Consider the following 16,694-nt stretch of genomic DNA (forward strand, 5'->3'; position numbering starts at 1 on the left):
TAGCGGCCGTCTGAAAGGCGTTCGGGTACAGTGGTGATTTCACGCCCTGAAGTTAGGTCGTCTCCCGCGAGGAACCGATCTTTACTACCACCGGAGAATATTCAGGCAACATTTCCGAGGCTTAAAGCCACTTCCGACGAACAATGTGCACGACGACGCTGCTGCGGGTCGAGAACGGGCCAGCCTGTTTATTCTTATTCATTAAATATAAAGGATATGTTTGATAGGAAAAACTCGGAAATAGTACGTATCTCAAAGGTAAATCGAAGACTCTATTAATATAATGATGGATATATGGCTGATATGGTGCAAGACATCAATCGGCGTCGGTTCATCGCTGCAAGTGGGATTGCTGGACTAGCTGGACTCGCCGGGTGTATCGGTGACGATGCCGAAGGCAACGGTAACGGAAACGGCGACGGCAACGGAAGCGGCAATGGAAACGGCGACAGCGGCAACGGCAACGACAGCGGTAACGGCGACGGCGAAGAGGACCTCGAGGAGGCCAACCCCGACGAAGGCGGGGAGATCCTCTCGTGGCACGCCGGCGGGACGGGCGGTACCTACTACCCGCTGTCGGGCGACTTCAAGAGCATCGTCTCGGAGCACACGCCCCACGACCTGCAGGTCCAGTCGACGGGTGCGAGCGTCGAGAACGTCGGCAGCCTCAACCGCGAACGGGCCGACTTCGCGCTGATCCAGAACGACATCGCGTACTTCGCGGTCAACGGCACCGGCCTCGAGGAGTTCGAGGGCAACGCCATGGAGAACATCCGCGGCGTCGCGACGCTGTACCCCGAAACGATCCACGTCATCACGCAGGCCGACTCGGGCATCGAGACGCTCGAGGACCTCGACGGTGCGACGATCAACACCGGTGACCTCGGCAGCGGGACCCAGGTCAACGCCCTGCAGATCCTCGAGTCCGCGGGGATCGAGGAAGGGGATTTCGAGGAGCAAAACGCCGACTTCGCGACCGCGGCCGACCAGATCCGCGACGGCGACGTCGACGCCGCGTTCGTCGTCGGCGGGTGGCCGGTCGGCTCCATCGAGGAGCTCGCGACGACCTCGGACATCGCGCTGGTTGAGGTCTCCGGCGACGTCCGCGAGAGCATCATGAGCGACGCCGAGTGGTTCGCCGAGGACACCGTCCCCGCCGGCACGTACGACGGCGTCGACGAGGACGTCGAGACCGTCTCCGTGCAGGCGATGATCGCCACGCACGAGGGTGTCGACGAGGGCATCGTCGAAGAGGTCACGACCGCGATCTTCGACAACACCGACCAGATCACGCAGAAGGCCGACTTCATCAGCGCCGATACGGCACAGGACGGCATGCCGATCGACCTCCACCCCGGCGCCGAAGCGTACTTCAACTAACTCCGGTTCGGGAGTCCACCCTTTCATCTCTTGACCGTGAACGTAACCCGTCGACACGTCGTCGTTGTCCTCCTCGTACTGGCAGTTCTCGGCGCGTCAGCGATCGCCGTTGCGACCGCTGCGGACGACAAAACGCTCGTCGTCACGGATGCCGATACCGGGGAACCGGTGCTCGAGGTTCCCGTCGAGGACGGGACCGAAGTGACGCTCTCGTACACGCACAGCGTCGAGAAGACGACCGTCGAGGACATCTACGTCGTCGACGGGACGGAACTGCGGATGGATCGGATGGTCTTTTCCTCGCACGGTGCGGGGCTGCCGACCAGCGGTCCGATCGAGGAGACGTCGGACGGCTTCGTCGTCTATTCGAACGAGTCGTACGCGAACCTGAACGTCGTCCCGGGATCGGTCGCCGGCCACGAACTCGTCGTCGGCAATGAGCGCTACGACTTAGTCGCCCGCTCGGACGGGCCGGTGGTGCTCTCGGTAGCCGAACGCAGCCTCTCCGAGCAACTGTCTGCGCCGCTATCGACCGACCACCGGCTCGATCCGATTCGCGCGCTCGACTCGATTACCACCCATCGCTGACCAGATATGAGCGTAGACACGCCTAATACGGACGCACTCTCGGAGGAAGAACAGGAAGAGATCTTACAGGAAGTCCAGCGCCGGCGAACGCTCGGCGGGCTGGTCGCCGGTCTCGTCGGACTCATCGCCATCACGTTCTCGGCGTTCCAGCTGTGGCTCGCCGCCCGCGGGCGAACGTTCTCGGCGACGCTTCCGTACGTCGGCGAGGTCGGCTTCGGCCAACTGCAGCAACTCCAGATCAACGCGATCCACGTCACCTTCGCGCTGGTGCTGGCGTTTCTGCTGTTTCCGCCGACCCGCGGCCGGGGGCCGGTTTCCAGGCGGCTCGGCCGGATCGAACCCGCCGCTCGCGATCAATTCGGCCCCGACAGCGCGCTGACCCGGCTCGTCGAACGGCTCGGCGACGGGGTGCGCTGGGCGTTCGTCGATCGATCCATGCGCCGGATCACGCCCGTCGACGTCGTCCTGATCTTCCTCTCGCTGCTGCCGATGCACTACATCGTGACCCAGTTCGACGAGATTCGGCAGATTCCGATCTTCGGCATCCGTGCCTCGAGCCCGGTTCAGGAGGTGTACACCCACCGGTTCGTGAGCCCGATCCTCGAGCCGCTCGCGACCGGCCTCGGCGCCGTCGGAATTCCGCTCGACGACGTCTCCTACGCGTTCCTGGTCGGCGTCCTCGGACTCCTGCTGGTGCTCGAGGCGACCCGGCGGACGCTCGGCCCCCTGCTCATGGGGCTGGTCGGCTTCTTCATCGTCTACGCTCGGTGGGGGTACCTCGTCCCTCGCGATTCGCCGATCGGCTCGCTGGCGATCCAGCCCGACACGTGGGGGAACATCGTCTACAACCTCTGGTACACGGTCGAGGCGGGCGTGATGAGTACGCCGGTCACCGTCAGCGTCCGCTACATCTACATTTTCATCCTCTTCGGCGCCTTCCTCGAGATGAGCGGCGCCGGGAAGTGGTTCATCGATCTGGCGTACTCGCTGACCGGGACCAGACAGGGCGGCCCCGCCAAGGCCAGCGTCGTCTCGAGCGGCTTCATGGGGATGCTCTCGGGGTCGTCGATCGCGAATACGGTGACGACGGGGGCGTTCACGATTCCGCTGATGAAACGCTCGGGATACTCCCCCGAGTTCTCCGGTGCGGTCGAGTCCTCGGCGTCCTCGGGCGGCCAGATGCTGCCGCCGGTGATGGGGGCCGCCGCGTTCCTGATCGTCGAGTACCTCGGCGTCCCGTACGCGGACGTCATCGTCGCCGCGACACTGCCCGCAATCGCCTTCTTCTTCGGCATGTGGATCATGGTCCACTTCGAGGCGGTCCGCGGCGGTATCGGCGGCCTGCCCCGCGACGAACTCCCCGCCGTTAGCTCGCGGTTCCGTGAGGGCTGGTTCTACCTGATTCCGATCGTCCTCCTGCTGTACTTCCTCATCGTCGCGCGGCTTTCGATCGGCCGCGCCGGCTGGTACACGATCGTCGCGATCACCGCCCTGATCGCAGTGGTTGCCGCATACAACGACCGAACCCGCGTCCCGCTGCTCGGGACGATCGCGGCCGTCTACCTCGCACAGACGGCGGCGTACGCGGTCGCCGGCACCGGGATCGCGGGGACGATACAGGCGGGAATCGACGCTGGGTCGGCGGCCGAACCGCTCTCCGTCGGCGCCGCCGCGACCGCCGCGTTCGGCGATCTAGGCGCGATCGCGGTCCTCGTCAGCCTCGCCGTCCTGCTCGCCCGTCCGAGTTCGGAATCGCCGCTGCTCGAGTTCGAGGACGACGTCGACGACGCCGCCGAGCGGACCGCGACGACGCTCGGTCTGTCCCGGGCTGGCTCGAACACGGCTTTCCGGTTCATCACGTTCGTCCTGAAATCGATGGACTCGGGCGCGCGAACCGCGACGACCGTCGTCGTCGCCGTGGCCGCCGCGGGCGTCGTCCCGGGCGTCATCAGCGTCTCCGGGCTCGGCCCGAACCTCGCGGCGCTCATCGACACCGTCAGCGGCGGCTCGATGCTCCTGCTGCTCTCGCTGACCGGCGTCGCCTCGATCATCTTCGGGATGGGGATGCCGACCACCGCGATGTACATCATCCTCATCGCGATGCTCGAGACGCCGCTGGTCGAGGCCGGCATCGTCGCGCTGGCGGCGCACCTGTTCGTGCTCTACTTCGGGCTGATGGCGGACGTCACGCCGCCGGTCGCCGTCGCCGCGTTCGCCGGTGCGGGGGTCGCCAAAGCCGACGAACTCAAGACGGCGTCGACCGCGTTCCTGCTCTCGCTGAACAAGATCCTGGTGCCGTTCGCCTTCGTCTTCTCGCCCGGCATCCTCCTGCTCCAGCGCGGCGAGGACGGCTGGACCCAAAGCGTCATGTCGCTGTCCGACGTCGCCGATCTCGGCTTCTTCGTCCCCGAGGTCGTGATCCCGGTCCTGGGCATGTTCCTCGGGGTCTACGCCCTCGGCGTGACGATCATCGGTTACCAGTACGCGGCCGTCTCCCAACTCGAGCGGGCGGGCTACTCGGTGGCGTCGATCCTGCTGATGGTGCCGGAGATCCCGCTGCTCGTCCTCGAGGGCGTGATCGAACTGTTCGGTATTCCGGCGGCGCTGACGATCTTCCCCCTCACGGTATCGCTTCGCGCCGTCGGGCTGGCGATACTCGTCGGACTCTCCGCCCGGAACCGTCGCGTGGCCGACGAGAGCGAGTCGGATCTCTCCGCCCCGACGGCGAGCGACGCCTGATCGGCGCGCCGTCCGCTCGTCGCGTCCCTGTTTTCTCCGTTCGATCGTCGCCGTAGAATCAGTTACTCGTCGGCTTTACCGAGGTCGACCCGTCCGCTCGTCGCACTCCGCAGCCGATCCCGCAGCGCGTCGGCTTCCTCGAGCGGCACGCGCACGTCGAAGGTGACGTCGGCCGCGTAGTCGGCGTCGAACTCGTAGCCCTCGCTCTCGAGAATGCCCCGCACAGTACCGGAGTCGTCGTACTCGACGGTGACCGACACCCGCTCGTGGGGGCGCTCCTCGACGACGCCGGCCGCGTCCACGGCGTCCTTCACCGCCCGCGAGTAGGCCCGGACGAGCCCGCCGACGCCGAGTTCGGTGCCGCCGAAGTAGCGGGTGACCACGACCGCGCAGTTCTCGAGGTCGCGCTGTTCGAGGACGTTCAGCGCCGGCTTGCCCGCGGAGCCGGAGGGCTCGCCGTCGTCGCTCGAGTACTCCCGCAGGAGTTCGCCGTCGGCGTCGGCCCGCACCCGGTAGGCGGGGACGTTGTGGGTGGCGTCGGCGTACTCCTCGCGGATCCGCGCGACGAACGCCTCCGCGGCGTCGACGGAGTCGACGGGTCGGGCGTGGCCGATGAACTCCGAGCCCTGCACGACGAACTCCGCGGTCGCGGGCTCGGCGATCGTCTCGAACGTTCGGCTCACGCTCTCCCACCGCCGCTTTCCCGCGTCTCGACCATAGCGACCCTACGCTCGCCCTCGAAAAGAGACCGTCGGTCCCGCGCTCGCGGCGTCGGGGCCGTCCCAGTGGTCACCAATATTAGCCGTCGACCCCGATCCCTTCAACTCTGGCTCACCTTTTATCGTCATCGCCGTGCTATCGGCCCGCATGGACGACATCGACACCGATCCCGAACTGGCCGACGAAATCATGTCCGTCTGCCGAACGACGGTCGGCGACGAACTCCGCAGCGTCACGTACTTCAGCGAGGATGCAGTCGACCAACTCTACCTCCGATCGGACTTAGAGCAGACCGCCGACCTCGTCGGCTTCGCCGAACACGAACGGATGGGCTTTCGCTCGCAGTCGGCCTACCGCAACACGCAACTGGGCGACTACGAGGCGACGATTCGGATGTTCGAGAACGGCTACCTCTCGCGGGTCATCCGCGGGGAGCACGGCGTCTGGGTGACGACCGACGACATGTCGATGGAGCGGTTCGAGGAACTCACGAGCGCGCTCAAACAGGTGCTCGACGACGCCTGAGTCCCGAGCCGACCGCATTACACTGCCGCTACCGCCACCGCCGAGCCCTACTGCAGTTCGATCTTCCGTACGTACTCGAGGTCCCGAATCTCGGTGATCACGTCACCCGGCAGCTCCTGGTCGGTGACCAGGTAGAGCTTCGGTTCGTCGGTGAACTCCGGATCCTCGCTGATGGTCTGGCGGATCGAGATGCCGTTGTCGGCCAGCGTGCCGGTGATACCCGCGACGATGCCCTCCTGTTCGGCGTTGTCGGGCGTGATCGTCAGCACCGTCAGATCGAGCACCGGCGCGAGATCCATCAGGCTCGGCACCTGCGAGATGTTCTGGAAGATCCGCCGCAGTTCCGGATCCTCGAGGATGACGTCCGTCGTCGAGTCGACGACCCGCCGGTCGACGTCGATCTCCCGCGCGATGCCCGTGTTCGGGATTTCGATGCCGCCCGAGACGACCCGTCCCTCGTCGTTGACCGAAAAGCCGCGCTCGAGGAGCAGCCGGATCACCGCCTGCTGGCTCGGCGACCCCTCGAACTTCTCCATGATTTCGTCGAACATTCGTCGATTCTTTCCGGGTGTACGGGGGCGAGCGTATAATGGTCGGTGGTTGGCCGCCGTCGCTGTACCCGTCTGACGGACGTTTTTACCCGCCCGGCGTCTATCGGTGCCCATGCGCGCACTCCGGAGCTGTGACTTCTGTGACGCCGAGGCGGTCGGCGCGTTCGAGGTCGTCCCGCCCGAACTCGAGCCGACCGAGGCCGAACAGCGCCGCGTCGTCCTCTGTGGGGACTGCAAGGCGCAACTCGAGACCCTGCTCGAGCCGTTGCTCGCCCGTGCCGGCGCGGCATCGACGGCCGCCGGCAGCGGTGCCGACGTGGGTTCGGATTCCGATACGAACGCGGATTCGAACTCGGGACCCGTCGTCGCAGCGGCCGACGAAACCACGCAAAAACGCCAGCGAACGAGCAGCCCGAACGCGACGATCTCCGAATCCGGAGGCGACTCGAGCGCGACCGCTGACGCCGCTGCCGACACGTCCGCCGACGCACCGGCGTCGGACTCGGAGTCGAAATCGGAGTCGGAGCCAGGGATTACGTTCGAGACCGACGAAGCGGCCATCGCCGACTCGAGTGCGGGTCAGTCGGATCCGGATACGGCTATCGAATCCGGAGACGAATCCGCCGATACCACCGAATCAACCGAGACAACAGCGCATCCGTCCAAATCGGACGCCGACTCCGGCTCGAGTGACGGGAGTGAGACCGCCGACGCGAACCACGAGAGCGCGAACCGCCCGCCACGAGCCTACGGCAAAGTAATTCGGCTCCTTCGCAACCGCGAGTTCCCCGTCGCCAGAGCCGACGCAGCCGAACTGGCAGCCGGCGCGTACGACCTCGAGCCGACAGCCGTCGATGCGATCATCGACCACGCGATCGAGAACGACGAGTTCGTCGAGCGCAACGGGGCGTTACACAGGGCCTAACTCGTCTCGATAGCCGACGCCTGTTACTCGTTCAGCGTCCCCTTCGTGCTCGGCGTCCCCTCGCGGCGCTCGTCTATCCGCGTCGCGTCGTCGAGCGTCCGCGCCAGCGCCTTGAACAGCGCCTCGACCTCGTGGTGGGCGTTCTCGCCCGTCACCTCGAGGTGCAGCGTCAGTCCGGCGTTCATCGCCAGCGATTCGGCGAAGTGGCGGGCCATGTCGCTGGTGAACCCGCCGATCGAGTCCTGGGAGAACTCGCCGTCGAAGTAGAACCGCGGTCGGCCGCTGACGTCGACGACGGCGCCCGCGACGGCCTCGTCCAGCGGGACGCGCCGATCGGCGTAGCGGACGATCCCCGACCGATCGCCCAGCGCCTCGTCGACGGCCTGCCCGAGCGCGATCGCGACGTCCTCGACCGTGTGGTGGTCGTCGATCTCGAGGTCGCCGTCGCAGTCGACCTCGAGGTCGAACAGGCCGTGTTTGGCGACCGACTCGAGCATGTGATCGAAGAAGCCGATACCGGTGTCGACCGCGGCCGTTCCGTCCCCGTCGATCGTGATCGTACACTCGATGGCCGTCTCAGCCGTTTCGCGGGTTACGGTCGCCGTTCGCTCGCTCATGTCGGTCCGATCGGAGCGACGGTACAAGGGGATTGCGCTCGGCAGCGGTCGTCGGCCGCGCTCAAGGACCATCGAACCGACGCTCTCTGTTACCGATAGGGTACCACTGACCATTGGCGACCGCAGTCGTGTGTCCCCATTCTGATCGGTTACGATCCCAGTCCATTTTGGTGCCTCACTGTTCCCCTCGAGCGGACAGTCAGCCGAAAGCGAAGATACGGGATGAGAGAGTGTTTTAAAATTTTAGACGGAATCTCAAAGCGTTTCGAATAGTGATTCACTGCCGGCTAACGCGGTGAAACGAACCGAAACGACGCCAATGTTCGGCCCCTTATATGATGTCCGCAGTGAATGTCTGTCCTACGCAGAGGTGAACCGACGACGATGTCAAACCACTCCCCGCTCTCGAACGAATCGATCGGTCCGTCCAGCCCTGAGACGGACCGACACCGACGAGTCCTCCACTCGCTCAAAGGTCCCGCCCAGTTCCTCTCGTTCTGGGTTGCGATCGCCCTCCCCTTCATCCATCTCCCGTTGCTCGCACAGGGACTGGGCGATCCGAGCGTCACCTTCACGTTCTTCGCGTTGCTCGCGGGTAACGTGCTCGCGCTGTACGTCGGCCACGGCTACAATCAGTAGTCCACTCGGCCGCGTGCGGTGGCGCTTGCCGATTCCGTCCTGTCGTCCGGCTCCGCCCTCCACACCTCCACGGCCCTCCACCGTTCGATTTCGTCGCCCTCCAGGACTCAGTCCGGTGTTCGCGGCCACCGACCGACGTACTCGTTGCGCCGTGTGACTCGAACCCACGGTCAGCGGATTTTGCCGTTACTGCGGCGCATATGTGCGTGGAGTAGTATGCATACTAAACATGAGCGACGACGCGAGCGACGGGACCGACGAGTCGGACTGTTCCGAGCGGGGGCTCGGAACACGAAGCGTCCACGCCGGACAGCACCCCGATCCCGAGACGGGGGCGATGGCGCCGCCGATCTACCAGACCACCTCCTACGTCTTCGACGACGCCGACACCGCCGCCGCCCGCTACGCCTTAGAGGACGACGGCTACATCTACTCGCGGATCAGCAACCCCACGGTCAACACCTTAGAGGAGCGCCTCGCCTCACTCGAGGGCGGCGCGGGCGCGGTCGCGACGGCCAGCGGGATGGCCGCGCTCGATTCGGCGACGCTCGTGCTCGCCGAGGCCGGCGACAACGTCGTCTGTTCGACCGACACCTACGGCGGGACGACGGCCTACTTCTCGAAGACCGCCTCGCGCCGCGACATCGAGGCGCGGTTCGTGCCGACCCTCGAGTACGACGCGTACGAGGACGCGATCGACGAGGACACCGCCTTCGTCCACGTCGAGACGATCGGCAACCCGTCGCTGGTGACGCCCGACTTCGAGCGCGTCGCGGCGATCGCCCACGACAACGGGGTCCCGCTCGTGGTCGACAACACGTTCGCGACGCCCGCCCTGTGTCGGCCCTTGGAGCACGGCGCGGACGTCGTCTGGGAGTCGACGACCAAGTGGCTCCACGGCTCCGGGACGACCGTCGGCGGCGTCCTCGTCGACGGCGGCTCCTTCGACTGGGGTGCACACGGCTACGACGAGATCGCCGGCCAGAACCACGCCTACCACGACGTCGATTTCTCGCGGGACTTCCCCGAGGCGCCGTTCGCCGAGACCGTCCGCTTCCGGTCGCTGCGCAGTTTGGGCAACCAGCAGTCCCCGTTCGACGCCTGGCAGACGCTGCAGGGACTCGAGTCGATGCCCCTGCGGGTCCAACGGCACTGCGAAAACGCCGCCGTCGTCGCGGACTACCTCGCAGACCACGCGGACGTCGCCTGGGTCACCTACCCGGGCCTCGAGAGCCATCCGACCCACGACAACGCCACTCGCTATCTGGACGATTTCGGCGGGATGGTCGCGTTCGGGCTTGAAGGCGGGTACGAGGCCGGCAAGGCGTTCTGCGAGAACGTCGAGGTCGCGCAGTTCCTCGCGAACATCGGCGACGCGAAGACGCTCGTCATCCACCCCGCGAGTACGACTCACGGGCAGCTTACACCCGAGGAACGCGAAGAGGCGGGTGTGACGGAAGATCTGATTCGGATGTCGGTCGGCATCGAGGATCCGACGGACATCCTCACCGATCTCGAGCAGGCGATCGAGGCAGCCACACGGGAGACGGCGGGTGACACACCGTGACGACCAAAAACACGGTCGACCTCGGGGCGTTCCAGTTCCTTTCGGGAGAGACGATCTCCTCGCTCGAGGTCGCCTACGAGACCTACGGCGAGTTCACCGGCGACAACGCGGTGTTGATCTGTCACGCCCTGACCGGCAGCGCACACGTCGCGCGACGACCCGACGCGGGCGGCGACACGGCGGGTCAGGCCCGCGCCTGGTGGGGCGACGTCGTCGGCCCCGGGAAGGCCATCGACACGACCGAGTACTTCGTCGTCTGTGCGAACGCCCCCGGCTCCTGTTACGGGACGACGGGCCCGGCCAGCGAGAACCCCGAGACGGGCGAGCCCTACGGCACCGACTTTCCGCCCGTAACGGTCGGGGATTGGACCCGCGCGCAGCGACAGCTGCTCGACGAACTCGGTGTCGGCCGCCTGCACGCCGTCGTCGGCGGCAGCGTCGGCGGGATGAACGTCTTGGACTGGCTGCGTCGCTACCCCGACGACGTGGACCGCGCCGGCGTCGTCGCCTCCGCCGCCCGCCTCGATCCGCAGTGTCTCGCGCTCGATACCGTCGCTCGGCGGGCGATCACCAGCGATCCGAACTGGAACGGCGGCCACTACTACGGCGGCCCGGAACCCGACGACGGCCTCGAGCGCGCGCGCCAGATCGGTCACATCATGTACCTCTCGAAGGCCTCGATGGCCCGCAAGTTCGGCCGCCGGTCGGCCGGCCGCGAGACGGTCCGCGAGGAGCCGCCGGACCCCGCGGCAGCCTTCTTCCCCTACCGGGAAGTCGAATCGTACCTCGACTACCAGGCCGAGAAGTTCGTCGACCGGTTCGACGCCAACAGCTACCTCTACATGACCCGCGCGATGGACGACTTCGACCTCTCGGCGGGCTACGAGGGAGACGCCGACGCCTTAGCTGCCTTCGAGGGGGAACTCCTCCTGCTGTCGTTTACCGGCGACTGGCACTTTACCGTCGACCAGTCCGAAACCCTCGCGGATGCCGCCCGCGAAGCCGACGTCGACGTCGCCCACCACGTCATCGAGTCCGACCACGGCCACGACGCCTTCCTCGTCGAACCCGAGAAGGTCGGCCCGCCGCTGTCCGAACTGCTCGAGACCGGACTCGCGGGCCGCACGATCACCGACACCGAGGCGGAGCCCGAATCCGCCGATTCCGATGGATTCGCACCGGTTCACACGAGTCTCTTCTCCAAGTAACCGGTCAACCGGTCGAGCCGACCTCGAGCCGTGCGCTCGCACCTATCCGAACCCGAGTAACGACCGCAGCGTTCGCGTTCGAACGCCACAGTCGTCGGCGAACTCGCAGCCCTCGCACTTGGTGCGGTTGGTCGTGCGCGCCGGCGGCCCGTCCATCTCGCGGACCGTCCGGAGCACCCGCCGGTAGCGAGCCTTGCGTCGCGTCGTCAACGCGACCGAGCGGACGACCCCGTAAGCCGGGTACTCGAGCCACGCCCGGTCGACCGCCGTCTCGTGCTCCCACGCCAGCGCCTTCGCGGCCGCGACGGCGTGGACCGACTGGGGATCCCAGACGCCCTGGTCCGGCGGTTCGCCGGTCGAGACGAGCACCGGCTCGAGGGGATCCTCGAGCACCTTGTGGACGATCCCCCGACAGTCCCGGCCGGTGGCTAGCACGTCTCGATCGGCGGGTGCACAGAGACGGCGCCAGTGGTCGCGTTCGTCCCCTGAGTCGTCGCCGGTCTCGAGTCGCTCCCGGGTCGCCCCGAGCGTCTTCCGGTACTGCGCGGCCGGGATAGCGATCGGTTCGTCGGCGAGGGCGGTCGATGGCGCCTCGAGCAACTCGTCGTACCGCGTCGCGAGGTCGCGGACGGCCTCGACGTCCGGAGGTGGCCGTCGCTGGTCGTCGGTGGTGCGCCGGTAGTAACACTTCCGCGGACAGTACGCCGCCGTTCGAAGATCGCTAAACGAGACGAGCGAGCGGGACACGGGGCGTCTGGCCGCCCCTTCGTACAAAAACGCGCGGCCGATACCGCGCGCTCGTCACCGTCGAACCGAGCCGAAGTGGAGTAGCCCGTCGAATCGTTAGAAGTCGACGTCCGTCTCCATCCCTTCGGTCGCGTCCTCGAGGCCGTCCTCGCGAACGTCGGTCGTCATCCGCTCGGAGAGTTCGGCGTCCGCGAGGATGCTGTCGAACTCGTCGCGGTAGCGGTCGTTGGCCGTCCGGGACTGGTCCTCGGCTTCCGCGACGCGGCGGTAGCGGCGGATCTGGGCCTCGCTGACGTCGTACTCCGCGGCCAGCGTCGCGTCGTCCTCCTCGCGGCCGCGGATCGCCGTGAGGTCGACTTCGTCGGCGTCGTCGTCGCGGACGAGGTGCAGCGACATTCGGGCCTCGAAGATCTCGTCGGCGTCGACGCCGAGTTCCTCGGCGATCGCCGCGTCGCTCTCGTCGTCGTAGAACGCCTTCGCGACCTCGCTGAGTTCGTCGTTCGAGAGGTCGGTCTCGAACTCGTAGCGCTCGCGCATCTGCGTGATGACGTTCTCGAGGCGCTCCTCGTCGGTTTGTTCGTCCCGCTCGAGCGAACCCCGCGTGTTCTCCTGGGACTCCGTGACGGTCTCCTCCCCGTCGGTGACGTCGGTGAAGATATCCCGCAGTTCCTCCGTTTTTTCGTTCATGCGTGGACACTCCCGACGGGCGGCTATTTAAGCCTGTTGCCAGATAGCGTTGGCGAGAAATCGACCGTGTAGAACCGTTGGAAACTCGAAAATGGTTTCGAATTTTCGCACGACAGCGACGGGATAAACCGGTTGCAATCGGGACAAGAATTAAGGTCCAGTCTTCCGGGTAATTGACTATGAACGTTATCGCCCAGTCGGACGTCGCGCGGGAGACCTACTGGGGCATCAGCGCCACGGAGTACGCCGTGTTCTACCTCCTGACGGCGATCGCGATCGCCGTCTTCCTGTACGGCGTCTACCGGCGATTCGCCCGGTACGCGGCCGGCGACGACGACCCGTTCGCTCGCTTGAACGACCTTCCGTCGCGCACGCTGGCTGCGGCGAAGATCGTCCTCTCGAACGAGAAGCAGTTCGATCGGGACCTCTACGGCGGGTTGATGCACGCCTTCATCCTCTGGGGCTTCCTGACGCTGTTTATCGCGACGTCGATCCTGGCGGTCGACGGCTACGTCTACAAGCCGATCGTCCAGGGGCACTTCTGGGAGGGGGACTTCTACCTGGCCTACCAGTTCGTCGTCGACGCGATGGGCCTGCTGTTCGTCGTCGGTCTCGGGATGGCGATCTACCGCCGCTACTGGGTCCGCAACGAACGCCTCTGGGGTCGCCACACTTCGAGCGAGGACGATCTCTTCATCTGGACGCTGTTCGGCCTCGGCGTCGGCGGCTTCCTGCTCGAGGGGCTGCGCGTCTACAGCGCCGGGATTCCGGACCACGAGGCCGTCAGCTTCGTCGCCTACGGGATGGCGCTCGCGTTCGATGCGGCCGGGCTCGCGACGCTCGGTCCCGAGCAGGCCGGAGTAAACGCGGCCGGCCTGAACGCCGAGAACCTCCACTGGCTCGCGTGGTGGTCCCACTCGCTGCTCGCGTTCTTCTTCATCGCGTGGATCCCCTACGCAAAGCCGTTCCACATGCTCTCTTCCTTTGCGAACGTCGTCACGCGCGACGAGAAGGCAGGGCGGCGACTCCCCAACGTTCCCGCCGATCTGGACGCGACCAACGCCGAATCCCTCGACGATTTCACCTGGAAGGAACTGCTCGATCAGGACGCCTGCACCAAGTGCGGCCGCTGTTCCTCGGTCTGCCCCGCGAAGGCGTCCGACCGGCCGCTGGATCCGCGCAACGTCATCCTCGACCTGAAGTCGTACCGCGAAGATCGCGAGGCCGGCGCCGAACCGCAGCCGATCATCGCGGACGGCGGCACGTCGGCCACCGACACCGAGACCATGGAGTCCTGTATGGCCTGCATGGCCTGCATGGACGCCTGTCCGGTCGAAATCGAGCACCTGCAGTCCTTTACCCGCCTGCAGCGCCAGATGACCGATCAGGGGGACGTCGACTCGAGCGTCCAGGACGTCTTCCAGAACGTGATGCAGAACGGCAACACGTTCGGGAACGCGCCGCGCAATCGCGCCGACTGGGCCGACGACCTCGAGTTCGACATCACGGATGCCCGCGAGGAGAAGGTCGACTACCTCTGGTACGTCGGGGACTATCCGAGCTACGACGAGCGCAACAAACGGGTCGCCCGGTCGCTGGCGACGATCCTACAGGAAGCCGACGTCAGCTTCGGCATCCTCTTCGAGGACGAGAAGTACGACGGTAACGACGTTCGACGGATCGGCGAGGAGTTCCTCTACGTCGAATTAGCGGGCCACCACGTCGAGACCTGGGAGGACTGCGAGTTCGACACGATCGTCTGCACCGACCCCCACTCCTACAACACGTTCAAGAACGAGTACCCGGAGGTCGACTTCGAGGAGTTCGCCGACGACCCCATGATGCCGTTCGACTACACCGACGACTGGAACGCCGACGGCGAAATCGAGGTCTATCACTGGACGCAGGCCGTCGAGGAACTGGTTCGGGAGGGCCGGCTGGACCTGAACGGCGACGAACTCGAGTACACCGTCACCTACCACGACCCCTGCCACCTCGGACGGTACAACGACGAGTACGAGGCCCCGCGCGAACTCATCCGGGCGACCGGCTGCGAACTCGCGGAGATGCCGCGCAACCGCGCCGACTCGTTCTGCTGTGGCGGCGGCGGTGGCGGGCTCTGGATGGACTTCGAGGAGGATCCAAAGCCGAGCGAGGAGCGCCTGCGGGAAGCGCTCGAAGACACCGCGGCCGGCGCGGCGGTGGAGAAATTCGTCGTCGCCTGTCCGATGTGCATGACGATGTACGAGGACGGCCGCAAAACCGGCGACTTCGAGGACGAGATCGAGATCGTCGACGTCGCGGAACTACTCGTCGAGGCGATCGGAAAGACCGAAGACGCGCGACTCGAGGTCGCTGCGGACTGACGCTCGGCTGGAGGCTGGAGCCGACTGCACCGTGGGCCCGCTACGCGTAGTGCTCCTCGAGGTAGTCCACGATATCTTCGCTTTCGTAGAGCGTCTCCTCGCGGTCGGCGTCGACGAGGAACGGAATTATGTCCTCGCTGCCGAGGTCGGTTAGCGTTTCGCGAACCGTCTCGCCGTGCGGACAGCCCTCCGCTTGGTAGCGTTCGAGCATCCCGATACGGTACGCGGCGGCGATCCGTAAACGGTAGCCGGTACTCGCAGCCGAGCGACGCGTCCGCCGGTCCGTGACGTCGATCGGGGCGCTCAGAGCGCCTCCGGAATCGGTACACCCCCAAAGACCACCAGCGCGACGAGCCAATAGACCGCGTACAGCCCCAGGAGCGCGTAGCCGTGCCGTCGCCGGAGCCGCCCGCTCGAGATGAAGTACGCCGCGACGGCGGTACAGACGAGCACAGCCGGGAGATGGAAGACCAGCACGGCGCGGGGAATCGCGACCTCGGCGACGAACGCGATGACGCCGACGTTCGCCGTGACCGAGAAGATCACGCTCCCGATGACGTGCCCGATCCCGATCTCCGGGACGCCGCGGCGGACCGGCTCGAGCGTCAGCAGCAGGTTCTCGAACGTCAACACCAGCGTCAGCACCGTCGCACCGAAGACGGTCTGTTCGAGGCCCCACGACTCGACCAGCGCCTCCGAGCCCGTCTCGAGCAGCAGGGCGCCGGCCGTGACGCCGACCAGCGCGACGCCCGCCAGTCCGAGCCAAAAGAGCCCCTCGTAGGGTCGATCCGCGACGATTCGATCCTCTGGAATCTCCTCGAGAACCGTCCTGATGTCGACGTCCGAAACGTGGAGGTCGTCGATCGCGACGCCGCCGTCGGCCTCGAGTCGCTCCGCGATTTCGGAGTCGCGGAAGACCGGCACGTCCCGGTGGAACTCCCGGTACACGATGTAGCCGAACAGCCCGAGGAAGATCGCGGCCAGCAACAGCCCGTGGACGAGCGTGAGCGTCCCGACGAGGACGAACGGCACCAGCGCCAGCGGCGACAGCGCGAACAGCCACAGGTAGTCGTCAGGGATCGCAACCGGGAACGGCCGGACGACCGCGGCGACGGCCAGCGTGATCCCGGTGATCGCCAGCGCGGTTCCCAGCGCCGTCCCGAGCGCGACCTGCTCGAGTTCGCCGGCTCCGAACACCAGCGCGATGACGGTATCGTCGAACTCGAAGCCGGTGAAGACGATCGCGAGTGCGAAAATCGACACCCCGAGTCCCAGCGACGCGCGGGTCAGGTAGCTGATCAGCTTCTCGACGCTGTAGGTGAGCACGACCGCACCGACAAGGAGGAGGACATACGCCATCCAGAGCCCCTGTGACTCGATAACGCCCTCGAGTAGCTCCTCGAGCATGCCATCCCGTATGTGAATCGCCAGCATA

At 66.0% G+C, this 16,694-nt stretch carries 16 protein-coding genes; 9 read left to right on the forward strand and 7 right to left on the reverse strand.

The window, feature by feature from the left end; translation table 11 throughout:
- Nucleotides 1–303: 303 nt before the first annotated feature.
- Genes ATJ93_RS17565 through ATJ93_RS17575 form a run of 3 tightly spaced genes read left to right on the forward strand, consistent with a single transcriptional unit; the run spans nt 304 to nt 4,707 of the window.
- Nucleotides 304–1,380: a TAXI family TRAP transporter solute-binding subunit gene (locus ATJ93_RS17565; protein ID WP_120246052.1), complete on the forward strand. Its 1,077-nt coding sequence runs from the start codon at nt 304–306 to the stop codon at nt 1,378–1,380.
- Nucleotides 1,381–1,416: 36 nt separating this feature from the next.
- The gene (locus ATJ93_RS17570) at nt 1,417–1,968 is read left to right on the forward strand and encodes a DUF1850 domain-containing protein (RefSeq protein WP_211334085.1); all 552 of its coding nucleotides are present in this window, start codon (nt 1,417–1,419) and stop codon (nt 1,966–1,968) included.
- A 6-nt stretch (nt 1,969–1,974) separates the two neighbouring features.
- Nucleotides 1,975–4,707, forward strand: a complete 2,733-nt coding sequence (locus tag ATJ93_RS17575) for a TRAP transporter permease (protein ID WP_120245943.1) — start codon at nt 1,975–1,977, stop codon at nt 4,705–4,707.
- Between the two features lie 62 nt (nt 4,708–4,769).
- Here ATJ93_RS17575 and ATJ93_RS17580 read toward each other — a convergent pair whose 3' ends face one another.
- Nucleotides 4,770–5,390 carry an IMPACT family protein gene (locus ATJ93_RS17580; RefSeq protein ID WP_120245944.1) on the reverse strand — a complete coding sequence of 207 codons (621 nt, stop codon included), beginning with the start codon at nt 5,388–5,390 and terminating at the stop codon, nt 4,770–4,772.
- 184 nt (nt 5,391–5,574) lie between these two features.
- On the opposite strand from ATJ93_RS17580, the gene ATJ93_RS17585 reads away from it, so the two are divergent.
- Nucleotides 5,575–5,952 carry a DUF7522 family protein gene (locus ATJ93_RS17585; protein ID WP_120245945.1) on the forward strand — a complete coding sequence of 126 codons (378 nt, stop codon included), beginning with the start codon at nt 5,575–5,577 and terminating at the stop codon, nt 5,950–5,952.
- Nucleotides 5,953–5,999: 47 nt separating this feature from the next.
- On the opposite strand, the gene ATJ93_RS17590 is transcribed toward ATJ93_RS17585, so the two are convergent.
- Entirely contained in the window at nt 6,000–6,503 is a 504-nt protein-coding gene (locus ATJ93_RS17590; protein ID WP_120245946.1) for an amino acid-binding protein, read from the reverse strand.
- Nucleotides 6,504–6,615: 112 nt separating this feature from the next.
- Here ATJ93_RS17590 and ATJ93_RS17595 point away from each other — a divergent pair, with 112 nt between their 5' ends.
- On the forward strand, nt 6,616–7,428 hold the full coding sequence (locus tag ATJ93_RS17595) for a hypothetical protein (RefSeq protein WP_120245947.1): 813 nt from the start codon (nt 6,616–6,618) through the stop codon (nt 7,426–7,428).
- Between the two features lie 23 nt (nt 7,429–7,451).
- Here the strand turns inward: ATJ93_RS17595 and hisB are convergent, their stop codons facing one another.
- Complete coding sequence (gene hisB, locus ATJ93_RS17600; protein ID WP_120246053.1) at nt 7,452–8,045, reverse strand: imidazoleglycerol-phosphate dehydratase HisB; 594 nt, start codon at nt 8,043–8,045, stop codon at nt 7,452–7,454.
- 384 nt (nt 8,046–8,429) lie between these two features.
- Here hisB and ATJ93_RS17605 point away from each other — a divergent pair, with 384 nt between their 5' ends.
- The 3 genes from ATJ93_RS17605 (at nt 8,430) to metX (ending at nt 11,459) form a co-directional block, all read left to right on the forward strand.
- Nucleotides 8,430–8,684 (forward strand): hypothetical protein, encoded by a 255-nt coding sequence (locus ATJ93_RS17605; RefSeq protein ID WP_120245948.1) that lies wholly within the window; start codon nt 8,430–8,432, stop codon nt 8,682–8,684.
- 229 nt (nt 8,685–8,913) lie between these two features.
- Complete coding sequence (locus tag ATJ93_RS17610) at nt 8,914–10,251, forward strand: O-acetylhomoserine aminocarboxypropyltransferase/cysteine synthase family protein (RefSeq protein ID WP_120245949.1); 1,338 nt, start codon at nt 8,914–8,916, stop codon at nt 10,249–10,251.
- Nucleotides 10,248–11,459 (forward strand): homoserine O-acetyltransferase MetX, encoded by a 1,212-nt coding sequence (gene metX, locus ATJ93_RS17615; RefSeq protein WP_120245950.1) that lies wholly within the window; start codon nt 10,248–10,250, stop codon nt 11,457–11,459. The genes ATJ93_RS17610 and metX overlap by 4 nt, the downstream gene beginning before the upstream one ends.
- A gap of 42 nt (nt 11,460–11,501) precedes the next feature.
- Here metX and ATJ93_RS17620 read toward each other — a convergent pair whose 3' ends face one another.
- Both ATJ93_RS17620 and ATJ93_RS17625 read right to left on the reverse strand, forming a co-directional pair.
- Nucleotides 11,502–12,206: a CRISPR-associated protein Cas4 gene (locus tag ATJ93_RS17620; RefSeq protein WP_120245951.1), complete on the reverse strand. Its 705-nt coding sequence runs from the start codon at nt 12,204–12,206 to the stop codon at nt 11,502–11,504.
- A 96-nt stretch (nt 12,207–12,302) separates the two neighbouring features.
- Nucleotides 12,303–12,893 (reverse strand): conditioned medium-induced protein 4, encoded by a 591-nt coding sequence (locus tag ATJ93_RS17625; RefSeq protein WP_120245952.1) that lies wholly within the window; start codon nt 12,891–12,893, stop codon nt 12,303–12,305.
- A 179-nt stretch (nt 12,894–13,072) separates the two neighbouring features.
- Between ATJ93_RS17625 and ATJ93_RS17630 the strand changes: the two genes are divergently transcribed.
- Entirely contained in the window at nt 13,073–15,259 is a 2,187-nt protein-coding gene (locus ATJ93_RS17630; RefSeq protein ID WP_120245953.1) for a heterodisulfide reductase-related iron-sulfur binding cluster, read from the forward strand.
- Nucleotides 15,260–15,299: 40 nt separating this feature from the next.
- Here the strand turns inward: ATJ93_RS17630 and ATJ93_RS23775 are convergent, their stop codons facing one another.
- Nucleotides 15,300–15,470: a glutathione S-transferase N-terminal domain-containing protein gene (locus ATJ93_RS23775; RefSeq protein WP_170155600.1), complete on the reverse strand. Its 171-nt coding sequence runs from the start codon at nt 15,468–15,470 to the stop codon at nt 15,300–15,302.
- A gap of 92 nt (nt 15,471–15,562) precedes the next feature.
- Nucleotides 15,563–16,666 carry a sodium:proton exchanger gene (locus tag ATJ93_RS17635; RefSeq protein WP_120245954.1) on the reverse strand — a complete coding sequence of 368 codons (1,104 nt, stop codon included), beginning with the start codon at nt 16,664–16,666 and terminating at the stop codon, nt 15,563–15,565.
- Nucleotides 16,667–16,694: the final 28 nt, after the last annotated feature.

The sequence above is a fragment of the Halopiger aswanensis genome, assembly GCF_003610195.1.
Lineage (GTDB): Archaea > Halobacteriota > Halobacteria > Halobacteriales > Natrialbaceae > Halopiger > Halopiger aswanensis.

What these genes read in the sequence shown, in the direction of transcription:
- ATJ93_RS17575 (WP_120245943.1), top strand. Translation starts at nt 1,975, where the DNA reads ATGAGCGTAGACACGCCTAATACGGACGCACTCTCGGAGGAAGAACAG.
- ATJ93_RS17565 (WP_120246052.1), top strand. Translation starts at nt 304, where the DNA reads ATGGTGCAAGACATCAATCGGCGTCGGTTCATCGCTGCAAGTGGGATT.
- ATJ93_RS17610 (WP_120245949.1), top strand. Translation starts at nt 8,914, where the DNA reads ATGAGCGACGACGCGAGCGACGGGACCGACGAGTCGGACTGTTCCGAG.
- ATJ93_RS17590 (WP_120245946.1), bottom strand. Translation starts at nt 6,503, where the DNA reads ATGTTCGACGAAATCATGGAGAAGTTCGAGGGGTCGCCGAGCCAGCAG.
- ATJ93_RS17630 (WP_120245953.1), top strand. Translation starts at nt 13,073, where the DNA reads ATGAACGTTATCGCCCAGTCGGACGTCGCGCGGGAGACCTACTGGGGC.
- ATJ93_RS17605 (WP_120245948.1), top strand. Translation starts at nt 8,430, where the DNA reads ATGTCAAACCACTCCCCGCTCTCGAACGAATCGATCGGTCCGTCCAGC.
- ATJ93_RS17595 (WP_120245947.1), top strand. Translation starts at nt 6,616, where the DNA reads ATGCGCGCACTCCGGAGCTGTGACTTCTGTGACGCCGAGGCGGTCGGC.
- ATJ93_RS17625 (WP_120245952.1), bottom strand. Translation starts at nt 12,893, where the DNA reads ATGAACGAAAAAACGGAGGAACTGCGGGATATCTTCACCGACGTCACC.
- hisB (WP_120246053.1), bottom strand. Translation starts at nt 8,045, where the DNA reads ATGAGCGAGCGAACGGCGACCGTAACCCGCGAAACGGCTGAGACGGCC.
- ATJ93_RS17585 (WP_120245945.1), top strand. Translation starts at nt 5,575, where the DNA reads ATGGACGACATCGACACCGATCCCGAACTGGCCGACGAAATCATGTCC.
- ATJ93_RS17635 (WP_120245954.1), bottom strand. Translation starts at nt 16,666, where the DNA reads ATGCTCGAGGAGCTACTCGAGGGCGTTATCGAGTCACAGGGGCTCTGG.
- ATJ93_RS23775 (WP_170155600.1), bottom strand. Translation starts at nt 15,470, where the DNA reads ATGCTCGAACGCTACCAAGCGGAGGGCTGTCCGCACGGCGAGACGGTT.